Annotated in this window: 18 protein-coding genes and 1 pseudogene; 1 reads left to right on the top strand and 18 read right to left on the bottom strand. The window is 52.5% G+C overall.

Features of this window, described 5'->3' with window-relative positions; translation table 11 throughout:
• Positions 1–18: 18 nt before the first annotated feature.
• The 7 genes from KKH3_RS08265 to cmoM all read right to left on the bottom strand — a co-directional run bounded on the left by KKH3_RS08265 (position 19) and on the right by cmoM (position 10,943).
• Positions 19–666: an MBL fold metallo-hydrolase gene (locus KKH3_RS08265; protein ID WP_039358012.1), complete on the bottom strand. Its 648-nt coding sequence runs from the start codon at positions 664–666 to the stop codon at positions 19–21.
• Between the two features lie 79 nt (positions 667–745).
• The gene (gene mepK, locus KKH3_RS08260; protein ID WP_010277035.1) at positions 746–1,294 is read right to left on the bottom strand and encodes a peptidoglycan L,D-endopeptidase MepK; all 549 of its coding nucleotides are present in this window, start codon (positions 1,292–1,294) and stop codon (positions 746–748) included.
• A 178-nt stretch (positions 1,295–1,472) separates the two neighbouring features.
• Positions 1,473–3,209 (bottom strand): L,D-transpeptidase, encoded by a 1,737-nt coding sequence (ldtD, locus tag KKH3_RS08255; RefSeq protein WP_039358008.1) that lies wholly within the window; start codon positions 3,207–3,209, stop codon positions 1,473–1,475.
• A 432-nt stretch (positions 3,210–3,641) separates the two neighbouring features.
• On the bottom strand, positions 3,642–8,081 hold the full coding sequence (mukB, locus tag KKH3_RS08250) for a chromosome partition protein MukB (protein WP_039358005.1): 4,440 nt from the start codon (positions 8,079–8,081) through the stop codon (positions 3,642–3,644).
• Positions 8,082–8,132: 51 nt separating this feature from the next.
• A complete protein-coding gene (mukE, locus tag KKH3_RS08245) occupies positions 8,133–8,855 on the bottom strand; it encodes a chromosome partition protein MukE (protein ID WP_039358002.1) in 723 nt (240 codons plus the stop codon).
• Entirely contained in the window at positions 8,836–10,161 is a 1,326-nt protein-coding gene (mukF, locus tag KKH3_RS08240) for a chromosome partition protein MukF (protein ID WP_039357999.1), read from the bottom strand. The genes mukE and mukF overlap by 20 nt, the downstream gene beginning before the upstream one ends.
• Positions 10,158–10,943, bottom strand: a complete 786-nt coding sequence (cmoM, locus tag KKH3_RS08235; RefSeq protein WP_039357996.1) for a tRNA uridine 5-oxyacetic acid(34) methyltransferase CmoM — start codon at positions 10,941–10,943, stop codon at positions 10,158–10,160. Before cmoM ends, mukF begins: the two co-directional genes overlap by 4 nt.
• A 166-nt stretch (positions 10,944–11,109) precedes the next feature.
• Here cmoM and elyC point away from each other — a divergent pair, with 166 nt between their 5' ends.
• Positions 11,110–11,958 carry an envelope biogenesis factor ElyC gene (elyC, locus tag KKH3_RS08230; RefSeq protein ID WP_039357993.1) on the top strand — a complete coding sequence of 283 codons (849 nt, stop codon included), beginning with the start codon at positions 11,110–11,112 and terminating at the stop codon, positions 11,956–11,958.
• On the opposite strand, the gene KKH3_RS08225 is transcribed toward elyC, so the two are convergent.
• The 11 genes and pseudogenes from KKH3_RS08225 to KKH3_RS08175 form a co-directional block, all read right to left on the bottom strand.
• Positions 11,910–12,803 (bottom strand): YcbJ family phosphotransferase, encoded by an 894-nt coding sequence (locus KKH3_RS08225; protein ID WP_039357990.1) that lies wholly within the window; start codon positions 12,801–12,803, stop codon positions 11,910–11,912. The genes elyC and KKH3_RS08225 overlap by 49 nt on opposite strands.
• Positions 12,804–13,004: 201 nt before the next feature.
• Positions 13,005–14,318 carry a pectate lyase PelN gene (gene pelN, locus KKH3_RS08220; protein WP_039357989.1) on the bottom strand — a complete coding sequence of 438 codons (1,314 nt, stop codon included), beginning with the start codon at positions 14,316–14,318 and terminating at the stop codon, positions 13,005–13,007.
• 503 nt (positions 14,319–14,821) lie between these two features.
• Complete coding sequence (gene kdsB, locus KKH3_RS08215) at positions 14,822–15,574, bottom strand: 3-deoxy-manno-octulosonate cytidylyltransferase (protein WP_039357986.1); 753 nt, start codon at positions 15,572–15,574, stop codon at positions 14,822–14,824.
• Entirely contained in the window at positions 15,571–15,753 is a 183-nt protein-coding gene (locus KKH3_RS08210) for a Trm112 family protein (RefSeq protein WP_005967647.1), read from the bottom strand. Before KKH3_RS08210 ends, kdsB begins: the two co-directional genes overlap by 4 nt.
• A 111-nt stretch (positions 15,754–15,864) precedes the next feature.
• Positions 15,865–16,866, bottom strand: coding sequence for a tetraacyldisaccharide 4'-kinase (lpxK, locus tag KKH3_RS08205; protein ID WP_039357983.1), 1,002 nt, complete (start codon positions 16,864–16,866; stop codon positions 15,865–15,867).
• Entirely contained in the window at positions 16,863–18,611 is a 1,749-nt protein-coding gene (gene msbA, locus KKH3_RS08200) for a lipid A ABC transporter ATP-binding protein/permease MsbA (protein ID WP_039362284.1), read from the bottom strand. The genes lpxK and msbA overlap by 4 nt, the downstream gene beginning before the upstream one ends.
• A 37-nt stretch (positions 18,612–18,648) precedes the next feature.
• A pseudogene (locus KKH3_RS08195) lies at positions 18,649–20,922 on the bottom strand (ComEC family protein).
• A gap of 334 nt (positions 20,923–21,256) precedes the next feature.
• Positions 21,257–21,574, bottom strand: coding sequence for a PTS system regulator TmaR (gene tmaR / locus KKH3_RS08190; RefSeq protein WP_005967626.1), 318 nt, complete (start codon positions 21,572–21,574; stop codon positions 21,257–21,259).
• 183 nt (positions 21,575–21,757) lie between these two features.
• Positions 21,758–22,516, bottom strand: a complete 759-nt coding sequence (locus KKH3_RS08185; protein WP_039357980.1) for an iron ABC transporter ATP-binding protein — start codon at positions 22,514–22,516, stop codon at positions 21,758–21,760.
• A complete protein-coding gene (locus KKH3_RS08180; protein ID WP_039357976.1) occupies positions 22,513–23,520 on the bottom strand; it encodes an iron chelate uptake ABC transporter family permease subunit in 1,008 nt (335 codons plus the stop codon). The genes KKH3_RS08185 and KKH3_RS08180 overlap by 4 nt, the downstream gene beginning before the upstream one ends.
• Positions 23,507–24,469 (bottom strand): ABC transporter permease, encoded by a 963-nt coding sequence (locus KKH3_RS08175; protein WP_039357974.1) that lies wholly within the window; start codon positions 24,467–24,469, stop codon positions 23,507–23,509. Before KKH3_RS08175 ends, KKH3_RS08180 begins: the two co-directional genes overlap by 14 nt.
• Positions 24,470–24,483 lie beyond the last annotated feature (14 nt).

Here is a 24,483-nt window from a genome sequence, read left to right as displayed (position 1 = left end):
TGATAAGAAATACAGAAACTACCACATCGCGGCATCTTCACGCAGGAACGGATTGGTTTTACGCTCATGTCCTAAGTTTGACATCGGACCGTGTCCTGGAATAAACGTCACATCATCACCCAGTGGCAGCAGCTTATTTTTGATGGACGCGATCAATGCCTGATGATCTCCCTGTGGAAAATCGGTACGCCCTACGCCGCCGTTAAAAATAACATCGCCGACCTGTGCCAGACGCGATTCTGCATCAAAGAAAACAATGTGGCCCGGTGTATGACCCGGACAGTGGAAAACTGCCAGCGTCGTCTCGCCCACGCTAACCTCATCACCTTCCTGTAGCCAGCGCGATGGAGTCAGCGGCGCACATTCTTCCAGACCAAACATGCGGCTCTGTGCCGGTAGCCCTTCCAGCCAGAAAGCATCTTCAATCTGCGGGCCAATAATTGCTACCTGATAGTGCTCAGCCAATTCCGCCGCCGCGCCGACATGATCCAAATGACCGTGCGTTAACAAAATCTGTTTAACCGAAATCCCTGCATCCGCAACGGCACGTTTGATTTTTTCGGCATCGCCACCGGGATCGACAATCGCCGCTTCATTCGTTTTTTCGCACCATAACAACGTGCAGTTCTGGCTAAAGGCCGTCACCGGGACTATTTGATATTTCATATCACTCCATGTTGAATAAACTGAACGGCTCGCTATGTATTCGCGAGCCGTATCAAAAAAGTAACGCTGGGATAGCGAATTACCAGGTGCGGACCGGGCCGGTATCGATGTGAACGAAATCACTGCGTGGGTAGTAGCCAACCCCGCCGGCACGCATTTTCATTGCCGCTTTACGAATGTTGGCCAGCTGAACGCCTTCAATATGGAAATCCATCGCCTGCCCCTTCGTGTGGTAGCTCTGCTTTGCCACACCTCTGCTATGCGCACGTAATTCATTATTTGTATCTATCGCGCGATAACCAGAAATCAGCTGTACGGGCTTGTTGGTGCCCAACATAACCTGTAAGCGATAAAGCTGATCAAAAAGTTGGGGGTCAATCGTTTTGACTTTATTTGCGCGATAATCGCGGAAAAAGTGATTCAGGCGGGAAAGTTCTGACTTGTTATACCGTTTACCATCAAAGAATTCCGTTTTCAGCCGCTCTCCGGTATTCAGGTTATTCAGCGTCAAAATTCGTGGTCGGGGTGTAGATAACGTCGCAAATGCCTGACCAGGAAGCAGTGCGATGCCCAGCGCGGCACCACCCAGTGCAAGCCACTTACGGCGATGATTGTCAATGTGATCCATAGAGCAAGTACCCTGGCTAAAAAACGGTATAAAAGGAGGCACAAAACGCACCGCCTTGAACCTTAACTGCCAGAGAAAAGTGAGTCAACCCGCTTTGCTAAGGGGTTTGCGGAAGATCGCATCGATCCCCCGCAAAACAATAAAATAGTAATGCCACTAATACCCGTATTTTCAATACTTACTGAAGCAACAGCCCTGCTCTGGACAGCACTTTCGTTCCGGCACGAGCGGTATCATCATAATTGTAAATATCTGTTCGGAACTGCGGCCTGCCATCTTCAGCCACCCACGCGGTCAGGTAATAGAGGTTGACCGGAATCCGATGTTTCATTGACACAAAGGTGGTATTCCCCTGATCCAGCGTGGAAGAAATACGACTATTATTCCATCCCGCATCCTGCAATAGCATGCTAGCCAGTTCCGATGCTTTATTAACCCGCACGCAGCCGGAGCTCAACGCCCGGATATCGCGCTGGAACAGATTGTGATTAGGCGTGTCATGCAGATAAATCGCCTCTGAGTTCGGCATATTGAACTTATAGCGTCCCAGCGAGTTATTCGCACCTGGGGCCTGACGCAGGCGATAGGGGAAGCGCTCCGCTGACACCATCTGCCAATCGATCATTGAAGGATCGATCGCTTCAGCATCCTGACTCCAGCCAGACAACACCGTGTAGCCATGGCGCTGTAGATAGCCTGGGTCACGCACCACTTTAGGAATGATGTCCTGACGAGTCAGCGTCGTCGGAACATTCCACGGCGGATTGACCACGACGTTATACAACGAGCTGCTCATCAACGGTGTCTTACGCTTGGGTTGCCCAACAATGACGCGCGACGATAAACGCTCAGCGCCATCCTGATAATAGATCAGGGAATAATTGGGGATGTTCACCATAATACCGGTATGAACATTGTCCGGTAACAGGCGCAGACGCTGGATATTCAGCGCCAGCAGCGTTGCGCGCATTTGCGGGGACACATTAAGCCAATCGCGCGTACGTTTACCAATAACGCCATCATCATCGAGCCCTTGCCAATGCTGGAAGCGTTTAACCGCGTCAACCAGTGCGCCAGTATAACGATCGTCGATAGTACCGCTGCCATCGACCAGCGGAGCCTGTCCCGTCGAGACTGTCGTCGCGGCGGCATTTTCGTTAAACAGCGTAATGCTCTCTGTTGACGACAGCATACCGGTACGTTGCAGAATTTCACGCAGTACCGCCAGTTCCCGACTCTGCTGTTCCGGGCGCAGAGATTCCGTCATATTCAGACTCGGCCACGGACGATTGTCCGTCAGCATCGTCTTCAGCGCCTCATGCATTTTGGCGTACTGCGAATGCTGCGGTGCCAGCGAAACGACATAGGCTGCGCTGGTGCCAGATTTTACGGCCTGTTGCCATTGAGAAACGATATTGAGCGCTGGCGATTGCAAACGGTAAGGCACGCTGCTGTACAGCCAGTCGTTACCGCTACGCTCGACACCAGAGACGAATTGCAAATAACCCAGCATCGCATCCGATAGCACGACATCACGTGCAAACCCAGTCAATTGCGGATCGGTCAACCAGGTCACCCACGTGGTGAACTGCGGCTGTACGCCGGCGATCGCCAATTCGGCCAGTTGCTGTTGAAACTGTTGAACTGCGCGATTATCTGCCCACATAGGTTGCATCTGATGTTGGGCATAAAGCGATGATAAATCAGAGAGATAATGTAACGTCATACCGTGCGGCAGCGCGGCCAGAAGCCCTGCTCGGCTATTTTCTACAGACACCACACCTGAGCCTTGCGATAAGCCTGATAACACCGTCGGAGAGGCTGCCAGCACCGAAAACGAAGGAGACAGGCTTCCAACCCAAATACAACCCACGTGCAACAGCAGCCTGACCATTTTTCGTTTATGTAACAACATCCATTTATCCCCTGTACTCATTAATCACTATGCCTTCACGACAATCCACGTTGGATGTGGAAATAACAAACCGAATTCGCTCGTAAACGGTCACACTGCGTAAGCACATTCTTTCGCTTTCTATTGTAGAAAACGATGAAGAATGAAATATGATCATTTTTATATAGCGTCCGTTATTACGGTCGCCACCTTGCAACATAAAACCGTAAATCCTTCTGCGGCCTGCAATCGTTTTATCGTCAGTATATAAAGAGAAAAATATTTTTGCTTCTTCTTCTGGTTATTATCTTACGTGTTTGATGAAGCTATTCCCTGTCAGCCTTCTCTTTACGCAACGATTTACGAAAAAAATAAAGCCGCTTAAAAAGCGGCTTTATCATTATAGAGGAAAAGTGCTACCACGCTGGCAACGATAATATTTATCGCGCTGCACTACGAAGCTTGTTCTTGCGTCTCTGGCGCTTCCGTTCCGAAACCACGTAGCCCGACCACATGGACATGCTCGTTATTCTGGTAGACTTTACGCACCAGCTTATAGGTGGTTCCCTTCTCGGGACTGATATTTTCCGGTGCTGCGATGACCAACTGCATTTCCAGACGATCGCAAAGTTCGAACAGCGTCGCGATCGACTTGGCATCCAGACGCGCCGCCTCATCGAGGAAGAGCAGACGACACGGAATAATATCTTTGCCACGCAGGCGCTTAGACTCTTCTTCCCAGCTCTGTACCACCATGACCAGAATCGACATCCCAGTACCAATCGCTTCCCCGGTGGACAGCGCCCCACTTTCCGCTCGTAGCCAGCCATCCGCGCCACGGTTAACCTCAACTTCCATTTCAAGGTAGTTTCGGTAATCCAGTAGTTCTTCACCGATCGTTTGTGGCGTGCGCTGCCCCATATCGATTTCAGGATTCAGGCGCTGATACAGTTTCGCCAACGCTTCCGAGAAGGTCAGACGGTTACTGTTAAACAGATCCTGATGCATGTCCTGCTGCTCGGACAAGACGTTGAGCAACGTAGTATGCGTTTCGCGCACGTTGACGTTGAGACGAACACTCTTCACCTGACCAAACGCGACCGCTTGCAGCCCCTGGTTCAGCATCCGAATCCGGTTCTGCTCACGCTGGATCGTTTTACGGATGATGTTTGCCACACTGCGTGAGCTGATGGCCAGCATCTGCTCACGCGCCGTCAGTTCTTCAGTCAGACGGTTAAGCTCGATCTCCATCTGCTCAATGGCTTCTACCGGATCATCGGTGCGGATAATATCCTGACGGATACGCTCACGCAGATGCTGGTAAACGGCAATATAGAACTGGATTTTGCGCTCTGGTCGTTTCGGATCTTCGGAAAGCCGCAGTACATCACGTAGATGTTCGTTATCCGCTACCGCCAGACGCAGCGCACCCAGCGCCTTATCCGACATGGAACGCAGTTCATCGCCTTCCATGTACGCCAGTTCACGGCGGTGCAGACGGCGCTCAACGCCGTTGTCTTTAACCAAACGCATAACCGCACACCAGCCCGCTTTCGCCGTAACAACCTGCTCACGCATCTGGTGATAATCACGTTCCAGCTTGCGCAGTTTCTTCTGCAAACTGTCCATTTCCGCTTCACAGAAGGTAATCTGTTTTTCTAACTGATTACGCCGCGAGCGATTGGTGCTTAATGCAGCATGTAGTTCATCACGACGCTGACGGGCGCGCGCTTCGGCATCCGCGTCAGCACGTACGCCGATATCCTGAAGCTCTTGCGTCAGTTCCTTCAGCATGTCCTGTTTAGCATCGTAAGAACTTTTCAGCGAAGCCTGAACCTGACTGTACTGCGTCAGCTGAGCCTGATGCTGGCGTAGTTGCTCACGCGCTTTTGTCCGTTCTGCCTCAGCCTGTTCCAAACGATGGCGCAGTTTGTCATTCAGACCGGCATTTTCACCCAGCATTCCAGCCGAATCGGCGTAGCTAAAGTGCGCGCGACGTTGCACAACCTCAGTCAATGCAAACGCCTGCTGTTTTGCCTGCCGCTGTGCGTTCTGCGCCTGAGTATAATCTTCCTGCAACTGCTCGTGCTGCTGCGGATCGCTTTGCAGGACAGACACCAACGGTTCCAGCTTAGCCAGCGTTACACCGTGCTGCTGAATGAAACGGGCAGACTCTTCGGTTTCATCCAGTTCCGCACGAATCTCTTCCACACGATCCTGCAATGTCTCATCGCAAAGCAGGCTAATACGCGGAATCAGTTTATTCAGCTGTGCGCTGGCTTCTTTCGCCTGCTCATACTGCTGGCGCTGCTGCTGGTTTTCGCCATCAAAGCTAGCCATCGCACGATCCAGCTCGCCACGACGAGAACTAAGCGTACGAATTTCCGCTTCGGGATCGTCATCAAAAACCACAGCCAGATGCGTACCGATAAAGCGGCTAAAAGACTGGTGCAGGCGCTGCGTTTTCTGCACATCAAACGACAGCGTCGCGTACTGTTCAGCCAGTGCTTCGCGCTCATCACGCAGGCTTTCCAGACGCATTTCTCGCGCGGCGCGGCCAAATAGCGGCACTTCCGGGAAACGCGAATAACGCCATTGACGCTCCGCGACTTTCACCACGACGGCACGTTCCAGCTCTTCAACGGCAAACACGCTGTCATCAAACGACTGCGGGTCACCCTCGATCAGATAAAGATCTTCCGGGCAATCTTCCAGACCGGCAAGTTGATCGCGCACCAGCGAGAGATCGGACACCACTATCGCATGGCGGGAAGGCCCATAAAGCGCCGAGAAGTACGGTGCATCATCCAGTGTCACGTCATCATAAATTTCAGACAGCAGCACGCCGCCAAAGCGTTCCGCCAGCGCGTTCAGGCGTGGATCTTCTGAACCACCGGGCTGACTCAGCCGCTCGATCTGTGCTTCGATTTGCCGCTTGCGAGCCGCGATGTCGTCACGTTCAACCGTGGTTTCACGCTCGCGCTCCAGCAACTGCTGCATGAATTCCGTTACCTGGCGGCTATCTTCGAACGTTTCGCCGCTCTGCTCGCTCAGTTGCGTCAGCATTTCCTGCGCGGCCAGCCAAACTGGCGCACGCGCAGTCAGCTTCTGAATGCGCTGTTGGGTTTGCTCCAACTCCTGGCGCAGCGCCATGCGACGCTCACCCGCTTCCGCCACCAGCGATGATAGCGTTTCTATGCGAGCCTCCAGTTCTTGCTGGAGTGATTCGAGCGCTTCCGGCTGATAATCCTGACCGTTGCGTTTGCTGAAATCCTGTAATAACCGCTCGGCATCCTGCTGCTCACGCAGGCGCTGTTCCAGCTCAGACAAACGCATCCGCAGCGGTTGTACTCGCTCCGCCTGATAACGTTGTGAAGAGCTGTCGCGCAGCAAATCGCGCGCTACCTGCCAGGCCTCGTTGCGATTCACTGCACCGGCAATCTTGCTCACCAACTGATAGGCTTGTTCAAACTGGCCGTGCGCCGCATCGGCCACGCTCAGTTTCTGCTCCAGCATCAGCAGAATCTCTGTCGCTTCCTGCTCTTTCGCCTGATAGCTATCCAGCCACTCATCCGCGTTGTCTGCCGTTAAATCCGGCAACTGGCACAGCGTGCGGGCGCGCTCCAGCGCTTGTTGCGCCTGCTGGTACTGAATGGCGCGCGTTTGCTGCACGTCCAACGCCTGTTGATAATCGGCAAGCTGACTTTTCAGTTCATCCACTTCCAGCTCGGCAGCATCGGCACGCTCTTCGTTTTCCGCCTGCTGCTCCCGTGCTTCTTCCACCACCTCGTTCTGTTCTTCGAGGCGATAGCTCAATTCTTCCAGATCGGCGTTATAGCGCTCGATTTTCTCCTGCTGGCGCATGGCGGTCTGCACCAGATTCAGGTGATCGCTGGCCGCCTGATAATCGGTTTCCAGATCGCCTTCGGCACCGCTCTGCTCTGCCAGTTCCCGCGCCATTTCTACATGACGATATTGCTCCGTCGACAGTTGCTTACGGCTGGAGAACAGGTCACGACGCAGCTCCAACGCCCCATCCAGATGAATACGGCGTTCATTGGCGTGCCGCATGTAGTCAGCGGCCACATAGGACGTCGCTTCAGAGATCAGGTGTTTGAACAGATCGCGGTCGGACTGGGTGACACGGATCGCTTCCAGCGTCATGCGGTTTTCACGTAGCGCGGCTTCCATATCCTGAAACGCTTTACGCACGCCGCTGTTTTCCGGCAGCAGGTAGTCACGCAGCGAGCGAGTAATCGCGCTGGAGATACCGCCGTACAGCGATGCTTCGATCAGGCGATAGAACTTGCTGCGATCGGATGCGGAACGCAGACGCCGTGGTACCACGCCCAAATCAAACATCAGCGAGTGATAGTCAGTGATGGAGTTAAACTGCTTGAACTGAACGCCTTCCATCTCCTCGACGCGATCTTTCAACTCTTGCAATGAGAGCACGCGCGCCTGACGATCGCCGACCACCTGTGTCAGAATTTGCGTCGGCTGGATGGCCGTCGGTAATCCCTGAATGGTGAAAGGCTTGATATCGACTTTACGGTCACGTCCCGCAACCTGCTGGAGGCGAACCCCAACCAGCACGCGCTGATGACGCGAGTTAACCACATCCAGCGTGGAGTAGCAGACGCCTGCGCGCAATTTACCGTGCAGACCTTTATCGCGTGAACCGCTGGTGGCGCCCGCTTCGGTGGTATTCCTGAAGTGCAACAGCGTCAGGTCAGGGATCAGCGCCGTAATAAAGGCGGCCATCGTGGTGGATTTCCCAGCACCGTTACCACCAGATAACGTGGTAACCAGTTCATCCAGATCGAAGGTGCGGGCGAAAAAGCCGTTCCAGTTGACCAGCGTTAGTGAGCGAAATTTACCGCGTTCAATCATTCCTGTTCATCCTCAACACAGAGCCTACCCCAGTAGGAATGGGATACGCTCTTATTCATCCTCGCCCGTTTCTGGCGCGGTATCATCGGTGCGATCATTGTCGTCGCTGTCATCTTTTAGCGACAACGTACCTTCAACAGGCATCGCTTCACCATCGCGAATCATGCGTAGCTGTGCTTCGCGGGCATCATCACCGCTGCGTACATCAGCCCCGAAGCGGAACACCGATTCAGTAATTCTGAATTTGCTGCTGTCATTGCCCATAAAGTAGATCATCCCTAACCGACGTAAGCGGTTAAGTGAAGTTCTGACTTTTTCCTGCAACTTTTGGCGATCCAAATCGGAACCGGTTGAACGCTGGTTAACCAGCTTCAGCAGTTTGCTTTCATCCGCCAGACTCAGCAGCTCTTCATACAGCTCCTGCTGGCTGAAAATCCCTTCGTGCGCCAAACGCTCCGGGCTCAGATAGAGATAGCAGAGAATTTTCCCTACCATCATATCCAGCTCAGACAGCACCGAGCGAGGGATCAGCGTGGTGGAACGCGGACGCAGATAGAAGAACCCTTCCGGCGCGCGGATCAGCTCCACGTTGTAACGGCTGTAGAACTCCTCCAGCACCTCCTGGAAATCCATCAGAAATACGTGGTTCTCCAGCTCTTCAATGCCAATATGACGCCCGGCGCGCAATTGGCTGTCCAGCGCAGGAAAGAGATTATTCGACAGCGCGTTCGCCAGTTTCACTGGCATAAATTGTTCAATATTTGTCGATGACATGGGCCTGCACCTTGGCTCCGTAATCATTGATCGCCTGCCACAATGCAGGCAATCCGGTGAAATCTGTTTCGGCTACGCCCAGACGTACTGCCTGGTCGACCACGATTCGGGCAACATCAAAATGCCGCGAGCGAGGATGCTGCGCGAGGTATTCACGCATCACTTCACTCAAATCCAACGGAATCTGTTGTGCTTTATATTTATGTAGTGCCTGCTCGACCAGCGCGATCAGCTGCTCGCGCATTTCACTAAACTCTTCGTATTCCAGCTCCGGCGGCAGTTCACCCGTTACTTCTTCATTACGCAGCGTCAGCTCTTCGTCACGCATATCCAGCAACCGATCTGCGTTGGCGAACGTCAGCGCCCAAGGGCTATCGAAATAGCTCTGCACCGACTGACGCAACCGCTGGGCAAAGACGCGGTTTTTATCCATATCAATCGCGGTACGGATAAACTTATGTACGTGGCGGTCGTAACCAATCCACAAATCTATCGTCTGCTGTCCCCAGCTCACAATGCGATCGAGTTTGTTTTGCAGGTCAAACACCAGTTTGTCGACAAACTCCAGATTATGCGGATTATTCATAATCGCATCCTGAATGCTCAACAGGCTCGTCTGCAATTTGTCGCCGGCGGCCTCAAGGGTATCCTGGAGCTCACGCAACGTCGATGACGTTTCCGTCAGCAGTTGTTCACAGCTGCTGATCGCGGCTCGCCAGTCCTGATTTAACAGCGCGGCGATATCGTCTTTAACGCCCTGCTGTTGCTCATCCATCACGCGCTGTGACAGATCGATACTGTCAAAGATTTCAGCAACGGAATATTTCAGCGGCGCAAATACGTTGCGGTGCCAGTGAAACTCATCACCGTCTTCCTCAGCCGCACCGGCTGCACGACTGAGTTCTTGCGCCACGATGGAGAGCTGCATGGAAAGGCGCAGCGTCGAAAACTCACGCTGCCGAATGTAATAATCGGTAATGCCAATCCCCAGCGGCGTCAGACGATAAATCGCATTACCTTCCGCCTGTTCGCTGGTAAAGCGGTTAATCAACCGCTGGCGCACCAGATCGTTAATCGCGTTATTGGCGCGGACGGTAATGGTTTCGTTCGTCTGATCAAATCCCTGACTCACATGACGGAAGGCATCAATCAGATCGCCTTCACTCATTTCACCATCCATGCGCTCGCCGTTAAGCGTGGCGATCGCCATCAAAAACGCCAGGCGTTCGGTGGGAAGGGAAATGGAGAAATCGTTTTTTCGTGCCCAGGCGACCAGTTCGGGTACAGTCTGGGAAAAATCACTCATAATGCATCCTTCAAATGGGGTTTATGCGCCATGACATGGATATAACGGCCCAAACTCACAAAAGGCTCTTGCCGACAATACAGCTGTTCAATCTCCAGAATGTCGTCAAATTTCTCAACTTGCTGCTGTTTATTTTTCAAGTAGTCATGAAACACACGCACGCCAGTTTTCCCGCTAATGGTCAGCCCCATCTCATCAAGCCAGCCGTATACGTCTTGCGGGTTCAGCGGGTGATCCGGCGAGAGCGAGCGCCGTTTGCCCTTTGGCATTCCGGCCTGAACATAATCAAAGTTGCCCACCACCATGTTACGCATCAACAGCCCATGGTGGTTATAGAACATCAGAGACAATGCGCCACCCGGCGACAGGCAATCGTACAATATTTTCAGTACCTGCTGCGGTTGCGCGACCCACTCCAGCACCGCATGGAACAATATCAGATCGGCGGGGCTGTCCATATAGTGCGCGACATCCTGTGCGGCACACTGCACAAAACGCATATTATGGGTAACGCCCTGCTCCGCTGCCGCATTTTTGGCGCGCTGAATCATCTCACCGGAAACATCACACAACAAGACCTGATGTCCTAAAGCCGCCAGACGACAGGCCATCTGCCCTTCACCGCCTCCCGCATCAAGGATGCGCAAAGGCCGGGCCGGAAGCTGGGTCAAAAGATGGCTAAGATCCTGCCACAATACCGCCAGCCGAAGTCTCCCCTTCGTCGTGCCATAGATATTCTGAGCAAATTTTTCGGCGATATCGTTAAAATTGCGATCCTGCATCAGTCATTGTTCCGCATCATATAAACGGGGATCTCGTGCAGGACATGTCTGCGCGATGCGATTTTTTCCAGCCTGCCATTTTGGCACAGGCTGGCTTAGAATAAATGGCCTTACCGCATGATATCTTCCCGGATGCGGGTTTTTCACTCAAAAGGAATGCAATTTTATGCTTTTCACACTCAAAAAGTTCGTCGGTGGCCTTTTGCAGCCCCTGCCATTGCTATTGCTTCTGATGGGTGTTGGCCTGTTGCTGATCTGTTTTACCCAGCGGCAGCGTACGGGAAAAACGCTAATCGTTGCCAGTTGGCTGATGCTTATTCTACTCAGCCTACAGCCTGTTGCCGATCGCCTGTTGTTACCACTGGAATCACACTACCCAACCTGGCGACAAACGCCGCAGGCGAGCAAAGCCGATTATATTGTCGTGTTAGGCGGGGGATATACCTATAACGCGGAATGGGCACCCAGTTCTAATCTCATCAGCAACAGCCTCCCGCGCGTCACGGAAGGCGTTCGCCTTTATCATGCCAATCCCGGCGCAAAATTGATTTTTACCGGTGGAGCCGCGCAAGGGAACCCGGTGAGCAGTGCGAAAACCGCAGCGCTGGTCGCCGAAAGTTTGGGCATTCCCCAGCAGGACATCGTCATTCTGGATACGCCAAGAGATACGGAAGAGGAAGCGGCGGCAACCGCGAAAATTGTTGGCGAACGCCCTTTCTTGCTGGTGACCTCAGCCAACCATTTACCCCGCGCCATGCGATTCTTCCAGGCTCAGGGATTAGCGCCAATTCCCGCGCCAGCCAATCAGATGGCGATCACTTCTGCACTCAACCCGTGGGAAAAAATCTTCCCTTCCGCCTACTATTTATCGCACAGCGAGCGAGCCTGGTATGAAACACTCGGCCGCCTCTGGCAGGCACTGAAGGGAACCACGGCAGCCCCGCACAGAGCGGAACAGCCGCAGGCTCATTCCAGCCAGGGAGAGAGCTCACGGGAAGCGACATCAAATAGCTGACGGTCTAGCTGTCCCGTGTGGATATAGCGGGATACGGCTTCCCAAATGACATATAGCCAGCGCCGGTAAACAAAGGATTCAGATACCGGTGCCTGTTTCAGATAGTGATAAAGCAACTGCTCCGGCATGCCGGATTCACAAAGCCGGAAGAGTTCATACTCTCTGGGTGCCCACAGCATCATACCCGGGTTGATCATGGCCAATAGCTGATCGCTACGAGCGTCCTTCAACATACTGCGCAGCGAAAGGTTACCGTGTACCAGCACACAGCCATCTTCGAAATCGTCGAACAGCATTTCTAAACATTGGCGCGAACGATAAAGCACGCTCCGGTCCTGCTGCGTAAGCTGTGGAGCATTGACATTGAGCAACGTGGACCACAAGACTTCCAGGCGCTGTTGATACCAACTGAACCAATCATTGTCCTGCGTGCTATCCACCGAACCGACACAACCATGACTATCAATTCGGTGCCAGGCCAATACATTTTCAACAATTTGGTCCATCAGCAGCGTCCAGCGCTGGCCGCTTCGGGGCGGCGCTTCCACCGATACACCGCGCAAGCGCTCAATCAGCAGCAGTTCCCGATAAGGCTGTTGTTGCGTCAGCACCAGTCCATAGACAGTTGGCAGACGCACGTCGCCCTCACGCGCCAGCATCGAGAGTTTGTAAGCTTCCTGCTGCGCCACACCCTGACAAACATAACTTTTAGCCAACAAAGGAATGGCGTTGCCTTCTTGATCATACAAGGCATACAGATCCGCATACGGCTGTTCGCTTATGCGCTCAAGTCGGCTGAGGCTTTCCCCTAACACCGTACTGAGTTCTGATTTCAACTGTTCCATAAACGGCGATACCTCAGTTGAGCCAAATAGCTCCACTCACCATGATGCGACGAGCGGATGACAAATACTTCAACGCAGATCAAATAAAAGGGGATCTCATGACGGCAGGGAGCAAACCCTGCCGGGGTTGTTGCTGCAATATTCCCTGTTCGTCAGTAGGGAATATCGTGAGTGACAGGCTAGCGTGTTAACATCCGACGATTATTCGCGTTCAAAGGCACCCAGATCTGGGGCTGATCCTTTATAAGGCAGTTTGACATCGCCACCCTTGTTGATCAGCGAACTGCCTGAAGCAAGATGCAGGCTCTTGAGTACCGGCAAGCTGCCATCAGCCTGACGTGGAGCATCCCATCCGGTCACGGACACGCTCTCGAAATCAGAATCTGATACCGTAATTTTCAGATCCCACGAGTTATAACGCATGTTCGCTCCGTCTGAGAACGACAGGTCTTTACCACCGTGAGAAACGTTGTTGCGCAGTGTACCCAGCCCAATCGCTTTTCCGTTTGCATCGATGCCACGAATATTAAAGTTCGGGTTATTTTTATAGCCGGTGTTGTTAAAGAAGTCGTTCGCTACCGGATGGTGGTTAGCATAAAATCCGGCCGCTTTATTTAAAAACGCAACCGAATTACGCACGGTATGTTTCACCGCATTCGCCACATAAACGCCACCGTAGCCACCGATTTTAAAACCATTACCGTTACCCGCAGCCAGTGATTGTGTCGTCCCCGGTAAATAACCGTGTGACCAGGCCCAGGAATTTTCAATCAACACCGGAGAATAGGCGTTAATTAAATCAAAGCCATCATCCGAGTTTGACCATGCACGGCAACCGCGGAAAATATTACCCGGTTGGTTAGCAGGGATATGCGCACCAAAACCATCACCACTTTGGCCAGCACCATTCGATGTCAGAGGATCGTAATTATGGTGAGAATCACTGTTCAACACCAGGTTATTCCCCCCACGCTGAATGAACAGCCCTGTTCCCATAATATGGTGAATATTCAACTGCTCGAATATATTATTGCTGCCCCTTATCCACACGCCCCAGGATTCATGGTTAAGGTTATTACGCTGTGGGACACCCGTTATTTCCAGCCCTTTTACGGAAACCCAATCTGCAACGACGTTGAACCCTTTAACCCGGCAATCATCCTGCATCTGGCTGAAATCAAAAATCGGCACTTCTCCACTAGAGGCCCAATATTCAATGCGCTTACCTTCAGTGCCGCTCTTACTCAGCGTAATCGCATTCACCACATCGGTACGCGTCGTACAGACGTTCAGCCCTTTGGTAAATACGTATTTACCACCACGGATCCACAGGCGGTCGCCAGGGTTTAAGGTTTTCTGTGCGCGGTCAATTGTTTTCCAGGGAGAGTTTTTACTGCCGTTATTCGTGTCGTCGCCATTGGGTGCCATGTAATAAACCGCCGCGCTGCTGCCCGCTGCAACACCCATTAACATACCGCCGAGAAATATTTTTGCGATATAACGTTTAGCATTCATATCATTACCGTCCTTAGTTGAAATAACAAAAACGCCATGCGAAAACATGGCGAGTTGATAGTAGCATTTAACGATGAAAATAAAAGTTCAACTCGTGATGAGTCAATTCAGAATGGGAATAAGTCATCCGCATAAATAAAGCGATGCAGCGTAATTTAAGAATTTTTAAGAATGCTTATCTAAATAAGTGCTAAATATTTTAAAAGATAAAATTTCCTGTACCTCAAATAATTCGAGTTTCAGGCAGGCGTCAAGCGAAGGCGTCCCGATGACCTTATTTGAGTAAGTGATTCGAGTGAATGACAACACTGCCAAAGGCAGGTTTGAACGCTGCTTGTAGCGGCCCCAACGGGGCGAGGTACACGTAAGTGTGCCGAGTAGCGCAGCAAACTCACTGAAACGTGAAGTATGACGGGTATATTAAGAGAAACGTTATAGGGAACATCTATTCCGGCAAGAATAGATTCCCTATAACGTGTTTATAGCAAGTGGATGTGACAGGTTTAGTGACCCGCCATGACCTGCCGTACGCGGGCCAGATCTTCCGGGGTATCCACGCCGACGCTAGGGACGGCTTTGGCGACCGCAACGTGAATCTTCTCGCCGTACCACAGCACGCGCAGTTGCTCCAGTAATTCGATTTGTTCCAGTTGGCTCGGTGCCCAACTGACATAACGGCGTACAAAGCCCGCGCGGTAAGCATAGATGCCAATATGACGCAGGAAGTGATCGCCAATGGTTTCCTTAGACTGAGCAAAACGCTCTCTGTCCCAGGGAATGGTCGCACGGGAAAAATACAGCGCGTATCCCTCTGCGTCGGTAACCACTTTTACCGCGTTCGGGTTGAATGCTTCTTCGCTGGTTTCAATCGGCACCGCCAGCGTTGCCATTCCCGCTTTACTGGCAGCGAGGTTTTCCGCCACCTGACGAATGATCACGGAAGGAATGAGCGGTTCATCGCCCTGAACGTTCACGATGATGTCATCATCGGTAAAACCGTAACGCTCGATGACTTCAGCCAGACGCTCCGTGCCAGAATTATGATCGGCGCGGGTCAGACACACTTCGCCACCGGCTTGCCGTACGGCAGCCTCGACGTCGGGATGATCGGTGGCCACAATAACGCGCTGTGCTCCCGATTCCAGCGCCCTCTCCATCACATGGACGACCATCGGTTTGCCGTTGATGTCCGCCAACGGTTTACCTGGCAGCCGGCTCGACGCAAAACGCGCAGGAATGATCACAGTAAAGGTCATTGTGTTATCTCATCAGCCCCGAGTTTACGCGCCTCGTTTTCCAGCAGCACAGGGATACCATCACGAACCGGATAGGCCAAACCATCGACCTTGCATATCAGTTCCAGTTTCTCTTTATTAAAGTACAGCCGACCATTACAAACAGGACAGGCAACAATCTCAAGTAAACGGTGATCCATGCTTCCTCCATCTTTGGCCGATCGATAACCGGCATGTTCTTTCTCGCTATGGGAGCGATCTAATAAGGTGATATCCACAAGGGATATCTGAAACCGTGGTAGCAGACCTATTTATGTTCTGCTGCCCGCAGCCCGATTAAGCACATTTTCCAGTTTGTCGAGCAATTGCGTGCCGTAGGGCTCAGCTAACACGGCATCGACGGGCAGATACCACCAGTTATTCTGAGCAAACGCCTTACATTTTACGGCGTCTTTTTCCGTCATCAGCAGTGGCTGCGTCGCATCCTGAGTCAGCGATTCAAGCTGTTCTGGCTGGTACGCTTGATGGTCAGCAAAAGCGACTTCACGTGCAATACGAACACCAGCATCACGCAGCGTAGCAAAAAAACGCGGAGGATGTCCGATGCCCGCCATCGCCACGACATCATGCAACTGGCTCAGCGGGCGCGATTCACCGGAAAGTACGTTTACCGCCATACCCGCCGTGAGTGTCATGCCTATCTCATTGGTTCGTGGCGTTCCGCCGTTAACAATGACGGCATCCACCGACGCCAGACGGCTTTCTCTTTCCCGCATTGGGCCCGCAGGCAGCCACCATCCGTTGCCAAAACGCCGCATCCCGTCAATCACAACCAGCTCGATATCTCTTTCCAACGCATAGTGCTGTAATCCATCGTCGGTGATCACCACATCTAGCGCGTTCTGTGCCAATAACGCGCTCACAGCATCCCGCCGCCGAGGAGCGACAGCAACGGGCGCACCGGTACGTTGAAAAATCAGCACCGGCTCATCGCCTGCCTGCGCCGTGCTCACCGACTCATCCAGCAGCAGCGGATAACGTTCAGCTTTCCCACCGTAACCGCGCGACACCACGCCGACACGATAGCCTCGGCGTTGCAGTTGTTCGACGAGCCAAATAACTAACGGTGTTTTCCCATTGCCGCCAGCCGTTAGATTCCCCACGACCACAACGGGAACAGGCGATCGCCAGCTTTTCCGCCACCCCAGTCGATAGCTCTGGCGAATCAGAAACGTAATGAGTCCGTATAGCCACGAGAGCGGCAGCAACAACCAATAGAGCGGCGACCGCCCGGACCAGATGCGCTCAATCATTCGCCAAACTGCATTCTATGCAACTGAGCATAGGCACCGTTCGCCGCCAGTAACGCAGCATGGTTACCACGCTCAATGATTCTGCCGTCTTCAACCACCAGAATTTCATCTGCTTTTTCAATCGTGGAAAGGCGGTGTGCAATCACCAGCGCGGTACGATCTTTTTGCAGCTCATCCAACGCAGCCTGAATGGCACGTTCAGATTCCGTATCCAGCGCCGACGTAGCCTCATCCAATATCAGGATCGGGCTATCCCGCAGTAGCGCACGGGCAATTGCGATACGCTGCCGTTGTCCGCCGGAAAGCATCACGCCATTTTCACCAATGATCGTATCCAGACCGTGTTCCATCTTATTAATGAAATCCATCGCGTACGCCATTTTCGCCGCACGCTCAATTTCTTCACGGCTGTAGTGCTCATTGCGAGCATAGGCGATGTTGTTCGCTATCGTATCGTTGAATAAGTGAACGTTTTGAGAAACCAGCGCAACCTGATTACGCAAGGAGGACAGGCGATACTCACGTAGGTCGTGACCATCGAGCAGAATCTCACCGGATTGAATGTCGTAAAAACGCGTGATTAAACTGGCAATCGTTGATTTACCTGAACCAGAACGGCCAACCAATGCGACCGTTTTACCCACAGGAATATGCAGATTGATATTCTTCAACGCCAGATTTTCTCTTCCTGGATAAGCGAAGTTTACCTGACGGAATTCGAGTTCACCTTTCGCACGTTCAAGCTCGAGTTTGCCCGTGTCACGCTCCTGTTCCATGTCCAGAATCGCAAACAGCGTCTGGCATGCAGCCATACCGCGCTGGAACTGCGCGTTCACGTTGGTCAGTGATTTTAGCGGACGCATCAGCGCAATCATGGATGAGAACACCACCGTGATCGTCCCCGCCGTTAGCGTGTCCATCACGCTGGGGAAGCTGGCAGCATACAGCACAAATGCCAATGCCAGCGAAGCAATCAACTGGATAATAGGGTCGGAAATCGATGAAGCAGACACCATTTTCATGCCCTGCTGACGCATCCGATTGCTGACCTGATCAAAACGTTTAGTTTCTACTTCCTGACCGCCAAACATCAGCACTTCTTTGTGGCCTTTAAGCATTTGCTCCGTGCTGGTAGTCACATGCCCCATCGTATCCTGCATGTTTTTACTGATATTGCGGAAGCGTTTGGACACCATGCGCATGGCGATTGACACGATCGGTGCAATCACAATCAGAATGATGGACAGCTGCCAGCTGTAGTAGAACATCAGAATGAACAGACCGATAATTGAGGCCCCTTCTCTGACGACCGTAATCAACGCGCCGGATGACGAAGCAGCAACCTGTTCCGAATCATAGGTGATACGAGAAAGCAGCGTGCCAGTTGACTGCTGATCGAAGAACGCTACCGGCATGCCCATAATGTGGGAGAACAGGCGGCGACGCATGTTCATCACCACTTTGCCTGAAACCCAGGCAACACAGTAGCTGGAAACAAAGCCTGACGCGCCTCGCACGAGCATTAATCCAATGACAACCAGCGGCATCCAGAGCAATACGGAACGTTCCGCTTTGCCAAACCCTTCATCCAGCAAGGGCTTAAGCAGGGAGAGCATCAATGTATCGCCAGCGGCGTTAATAATGAGTGCGATTGCAGCAGCAGCAAGCCCTGCCTTAAAAGGAGAGATCATCGGCCATAGGCGGCGAAACGTCTGCCAGGTGGAGAGATCTTTATCATTCAGCATGTAGTAAACCTGAATCGGGAAGAAATAGCCGACCATTTTACTCATTATACCGCTCTACGCCAAACCACTGATGATACCAACGAGGCGATATGTGATCCCTGAACCGCAGAATGTGCCATGAATCGCTGAAAAAACGTGCACTTAACTGCCCGAATGATGCGGTATCCAGCCATGAGTAGCCATATTGCCGATATCGTTCAACAATCTTTACTGAAGGCAATCGCCACGGGTTATAGCGCGCCGCAGAAGCCATTGCAAACTCGGCATTAACCGCGCGAATAAAGGGAGGTGATGATGAGGTCTTACTGCCATGGTGAGGGATTTGTAACAAATTCGCACGCAAGGCACTGCGATCTAACCGAATCAATGCGTTTTCCGCATCCGACTCCAGATCGCCCGTCAGTAGGACACTGTGTTTTCCATCATCAACACGGATAACGCAGGAGTCGTTATTTTCCGCGCGTTCTACAAGCGCTAACGGCCACAGCACGGTAAACGTGAGATCCTGCCAGTGCCAACGCTCGCCACGTTGGCACGCACGATGATTCATCGCCTTGGTCGCGCTATATATTGTTGCTTCAGGATAAGCCACCTGTAGCGTTTCCAGCCCCCCAGTGTGATCCCTGTGGCTATGACTCAGAATAATTTTTTCTACGTCGACGCCCCGCCATCGCAGGTAAGGTAGAATTTCTCGCGTCGCCATATCGCCCCCTTCCCAGCGGTTTCCCGTGTCGTATAGCACGGCTTTCCCACGCTGTTCGATCACCATCGCCAAACCATGACCGACATCCAGCATATCCACACGCCAATCCGGCTCATCGGTCTTTATACGGAAGACCAGTAAAACCAGAACCAGAGTACCGACACTCGCCGGATGGATACGCCACCAGCTAAAGCGCCATATCACAACAGCGCCCCAGCCCGCGACACTCCCTAGCAGCAGCGATGCATCAAGATACACCCACCCCGTTTGTAGGTACGTCAGCGGAGCGAATACTCCATGCAGCGAAATATCTGCCAGCCACCAGAGCATTTCACTCAGCGGCGCGAATACCATTGTGCTCAATGCCAGCAAAATGAGCGGTGTGGTAACGAAGGACACCAAAGGCACTGCCCAAAGGTTCGCGGGCAGTGAGGTGATACTGAAACCGTGGAAAATATGAAGCTGTAAGGGCATCAATAGCAGCGTGATTCCCGTTTGCAGGTGGATCCAGCGTAGCCAGAACCATCGTCGGCGGGTCTGTAGCCGGTGAGGAAGGGGTGCCCACTGAAACCAGAAAATTAGCGACGCGACGGCAAGGCACGATAGCCAAAAACTGTCTGACAGTACGCTCAATGGATCGCTGACCAAAATCAACGCGACACACCATAGCCAAACCTGCCAGGCTGAGCCGTTGATACTCCACATTCTTAGGCAAACCCATACGCTAAGCGCCAGTGCAGATCGCACCGCGGGTGGATTTCCCCCTGCCAGCCAAACATATCCCCAAGCAATCACGGCGCTCATCAGTAATGGGAAACGATAGCCAATCCACTGCACGGGAAAGCCATACTGTAGCGCCCGCGCTATTCCCCAGCCAACCAGACCCGCAAGCACAATATGAAGGCCAGAGATCGCCATCAGGTGCATCGTCCCAGTGTTCTGAAGTAGCGCTTTGAGTTCTGGGCTAACCGTTTTCATCTCACCAAACGTCAGTGCTAGTAAAATAGAACGCCACGCTAATCCCTGCACCTGCTGCTCCGCCTGCACAATCGTGCGCTGGCGAAAGTCACACTGGCTATCAACCACATTTGCCGTTAGCACACGACCCGACACCGGTTGCCGCTTGGCAATGGCCCAGCGCTGGCTATCAAAACCGCCTTCATTAAGTCGGCTGTGAATAGGTCGTAAACTGGCAGTGATTGCCTAACGTTGACCACCACACCAGTTTTCCATAGCTGGTGACAAGGTCAGTTGGGCATATAATGGAGGGAAGATTCTGTGCTGATTGATCTCTTCCAACCGAACCGTGATCCCATCATCATCATGCTCATTGAACCGTATGCTGCTTATCGTCACGACAGCGTTAACCTGACCCTGCGTAACGCGCTCAATTTGTAGCAGTAAGGTTTGAGCATTCAACGCTGCCCAGCAAAAGCTCATGGCAACAAGCGCCACCCATCGTATCCCTGCGTGACGATATCCGACTAGCATCACGCAGGTGGATAGCCCAATCCCCCACCACAGCAGCATTTTCGCGGGAATCTGCGGTAAAAAAAGCAACGGCAGAATACCCAATACGCTCGCCCAAGCCAGACTATTTACTGACATCATTCCTTGCCATAACACACCCTTCCCTTTTCCCTGTGGTTCGTCCTGGCATGTTGCAGTAACTCAGGCCGATGCAATAGGACGAAAAATTCAGGTGGGGAAACGCTTCGCAAGAAAACGGCTAAATTGCGAAAAATGGCATCCAGCGTGCGAGCTGGATTCCAGTTCTCTGGATGTTCGACATTCTTGTCAGCGACAAAATCATTAACGATAGCCAGACAAGTGGATAAGCGAAAAGAGGTAAGGTTGTGGCATAACAACCAAAAGAAAAAGGACCGCAGAAGCGATCCTTTTACAGTAGCTATTTACCGACCGTAAAAAATGGTGCGTCAGGTTACTTAACTTCGCCCATCGCTTTCAGCTTTTTAGACAGCTCACGGCGTTCTTTCGACAGATCGGCGTTTTTGATGATGTAGTCATCAACGCGGTCTTCATAATCACCGCGCATGTTAGCGATGATATTCTGTACGTCCTCAATAGACATACCAGGTTTCAGATATTCGCTCAGGTTGTCCAGCAGCAGAACGCGCTTCTGGTTATCACGAATTTTCTTCTCGTTGTCGACGATTTCACGCTGAAGTTTGTTTTTACGACGAAACATGCGCACGAATTCCAACACATCCTGGAAACACGGTTTAGTGTCCTTATCCATCTTTTACCCTTACCTTAAGTCATACATAAATTCTTTATGCATTCACCATACAGGTTATACCCGGCGTCTTTCAAGCAGTGCTTACGTCCTTTGCGCTAACACCTCACTGAGCGGATAATCTGTCAGCAAACATACCCTAACTAATTCGAGTTGCATGAGGGCGGCTTGAAGTATGACGGGTATTTAGCGGTAATATACCGCGATACGCTGATGATGAACCTGCTCAATGGCCACTTCCGTATCGAAAATATCTTCCAACACCTCAGAGACCATAATGTCTTCCGGTTTTCCCGTGTAGATGATCTGCCCTTTGCGCATCGCAATAATGTAATCCGAATAGGCGGAAGCAAAGTTGATATCGTGGATAACCAGCACGATGGTTTTGCCCAGTTCATCGGCCGCGCGGCGAATCTGCTTCATCATCGCCACGGCGTGCTTCATATCCAGATTATTCAGCGGTTCATCCAGCAGAACATATTCCGTGTCCTGACACAGCACCATCGCGACATAGGCCCGCTGCCGCTGGCCGCCGGAAAGCTCATCTAAAAACCGATCTTTCAATTCGGTCAGGTTGAGGAACGCCAGCGCAGCGCTGATACGTTCACGATCGTCAGCATTTAGCCGCCCTTTGGTATAAGGATAGCGACCGAACCCCACCAGTTCCGACACCGTTAAGCGGCTGGTAAACTGATTTTCCTGCCGCAGTACGGACAAACACGTCGCCAGCTTATCGCTTGGCGTAGTCATCACGTCCATGCCGTTGACTTTTACCTGTCCGCGATCCGCGTCTAGCAGGCGGCTGATGATGGACAACAATGTCGACTTCCCTGCACCATTCGGGCCGATAATCGACGTGACGCCACCGCGAGGCACCGTCGCCGTGACATTATTCAATACCGTCACGTTATTATACGTTTTAGTTACATTGCCGATCTCAATCACACGGAAACCTTTTTCAGTAGCAACACAATAAACAGCGATCCACCCACAAATTCGATCACGACCGACAGCGCCCCAGACATATCCAGCAGATGCTCAAGCACCAACTGTCCGCCAACCAGTGAAATCACGCCCAATAGGAAAGCCGCAGGCAGCAACAGGCGGTGCTGGCTGGAACCAATGACTAAATAGGCAAGGTTCGCGACCATAAAGCCCAAAAAGGTGAGCGGACCGACTAGCGCCGTTGAAATGGCAACCAGCACGGAAACCAGCAGCAGAATGATCGTGACGCTGCGCTTGTAGTCGATTCCCAGGTTAATCGCGTTATTACGTCCCAGCGCCAGCACATCAAACCGAAAGCGCATGCGCCAGATCACCACCGCGACCACCAGCGTAATGCCAACCGAGAGCGCCACCAGTTCAGGCACGGTACGGGTGAAGGTGGCAAACATCCGCCCCTGTAGGATGGCGAACTCACCGGGTGTCAGCAGACGCTGCATTAAGCCCGCCATGCTGCGAAACAACGTCCCGCAGATAATCCCGACCAGTAAAACCAGGTGCAGGTTATTGCGGCTACCGGTAAACAGCCAGCGGTACAGCAGCGCGGAGAAGAGAATGAGCAGCAGCGTCTCAAGAACGAATTTGCCTTCAACGCCCAGACCCGGAATACCGCTAATGCCGAAAACAAACACCAGCGAGGTTTGAATCAGGATAAACAGGGCTTCAAACCCCATAATCGAGGGTGTCAGCACCCGATTATTCGTCACCGTTTGGAACAACACAGTCGACGCACTGGCGGCAAATGCCACTAGCAGCATCGTCGTCAGCATCAGACCGCGGTGCGTTAAAATGTAGCGCAGGTTGCTGCCTAGATTAATGGTCATAAACAGCACGATCACCACGGCAGCCGCGCCAGCCAGCCACATCAACCGCTGCGTCGGCGATAATCCCATACGTTTTTCGCTGACGGCTCCGGTCAGCACCGTCTTACGTTCATTGACTGACATGGCGTTTCTGGCTTAGCAATAAGAGAAGGAAAACGGCAGCACCAATGACGCCAAGAATTACGCTCACTGGAATCTCGAAAGGATAGCGAATCACGCGGCTGATAATATCGCAGCACAGCACCAGACCACCGCCGAGCAGGCACACCCACGGGATCGTTTTGCGCACATTGTCGCCCATCATCATGCTGATCAGGTTCGGCACAATCAGCCCGATAAACGGCAGACTGCCGACCACCACCACCACCACGCCGCTGACGATGGCGATAATACTCAGCCCCATCAACATGACCTGCCGATAGTTAAGGCCGACATTGACGGAAAATTCACGCCCCATCCCTGCGACGGTGAAGCGGTCAGCAACCCAGCAGGCCACCAGCGTTAACGCGCCAACCAGCCAGAGCAGCTCGTAACGCCCCTGCAAGACACCGGAGAAATCACCGGATTCCCAGCTACCGAGCGCCTGTAGCAAATCAAAATACATCGCGCCAAACGTGGTGATTGAACTGATAACCGCCCCCAGCATAATGCCGACCAGCGGCACCACCAGCGCGGATTTCAACACAATTCGCTGTAGCAGCATCATGAACAGGAAAGTCCCTGCTAGGGCGAACAGGCTCGCCACCACCATCTTGGTGAAAATCGTCGCACCGGGCACGGCGATCATCACTACCAGCAAACCTAAGCTAGCCGACTGCGTGGTTCCCGCCAGAGACGGTTCGACAAAGCGGTTTTGCGTCAGTAACTGCATGATGAGACCAGCCACACTCATGGCGCTACCTGCCAGCAGCAAAGCTAGCGTGCGGGGAACGCGGCTGATAAAGAAAATATCGCGCATTTCCGGGTCGTTCCAGACGGCCTGCATGTTTAAGTGCCCGGCCCCAACAAACAGGCTGACAACAATCATGCAGGCCAGAAACGCAAGACCCAGCGAATAGTAAAAAGACTTCATTGATTCTGCCGTAA

The sequence above is a fragment of the Pectobacterium actinidiae genome, from assembly GCF_000803315.1.
Taxonomy (GTDB): domain Bacteria; phylum Pseudomonadota; class Gammaproteobacteria; order Enterobacterales; family Enterobacteriaceae; genus Pectobacterium; species Pectobacterium actinidiae.
This window is presented reverse-complemented; position numbering and strand designations above follow the sequence as displayed.

Coding starts and splice junctions, on each gene's coding strand:
- KKH3_RS08265 (WP_039358012.1), bottom strand. CDS start 666: ATGAAATATCAAATAGTCCCGGTGACGGCCTTTAGCCAGAACTGCACG.
- mepK (WP_010277035.1), bottom strand. CDS start 1,294: ATGGATCACATTGACAATCATCGCCGTAAGTGGCTTGCACTGGGTGGT.
- ldtD (WP_039358008.1), bottom strand. CDS start 3,209: ATGTTGTTACATAAACGAAAAATGGTCAGGCTGCTGTTGCACGTGGGT.
- mukB (WP_039358005.1), bottom strand. CDS start 8,081: ATGATTGAACGCGGTAAATTTCGCTCACTAACGCTGGTCAACTGGAAC.
- mukE (WP_039358002.1), bottom strand. CDS start 8,855: ATGTCATCGACAAATATTGAACAATTTATGCCAGTGAAACTGGCGAAC.
- mukF (WP_039357999.1), bottom strand. CDS start 10,161: ATGAGTGATTTTTCCCAGACTGTACCCGAACTGGTCGCCTGGGCACGA.
- cmoM (WP_039357996.1), bottom strand. CDS start 10,943: ATGCAGGATCGCAATTTTAACGATATCGCCGAAAAATTTGCTCAGAAT.
- elyC (WP_039357993.1), top strand. CDS start 11,110: ATGCTTTTCACACTCAAAAAGTTCGTCGGTGGCCTTTTGCAGCCCCTG.
- KKH3_RS08225 (WP_039357990.1), bottom strand. CDS start 12,803: ATGGAACAGTTGAAATCAGAACTCAGTACGGTGTTAGGGGAAAGCCTC.
- pelN (WP_039357989.1), bottom strand. CDS start 14,318: ATGAATGCTAAACGTTATATCGCAAAAATATTTCTCGGCGGTATGTTA.
- kdsB (WP_039357986.1), bottom strand. CDS start 15,574: ATGACCTTTACTGTGATCATTCCTGCGCGTTTTGCGTCGAGCCGGCTG.
- KKH3_RS08210 (WP_005967647.1), bottom strand. CDS start 15,753: ATGGATCACCGTTTACTTGAGATTGTTGCCTGTCCTGTTTGTAATGGT.
- lpxK (WP_039357983.1), bottom strand. CDS start 16,866: ATGATTGAGCGCATCTGGTCCGGGCGGTCGCCGCTCTATTGGTTGTTG.
- msbA (WP_039362284.1), bottom strand. CDS start 18,611: ATGCTGAATGATAAAGATCTCTCCACCTGGCAGACGTTTCGCCGCCTA.
- tmaR (WP_005967626.1), bottom strand. CDS start 21,574: ATGGATAAGGACACTAAACCGTGTTTCCAGGATGTGTTGGAATTCGTG.
- KKH3_RS08180 (WP_039357976.1), bottom strand. CDS start 23,520: ATGTCAGTCAATGAACGTAAGACGGTGCTGACCGGAGCCGTCAGCGAA.
- KKH3_RS08175 (WP_039357974.1), bottom strand. CDS start 24,469: ATGAAGTCTTTTTACTATTCGCTGGGTCTTGCGTTTCTGGCCTGCATG.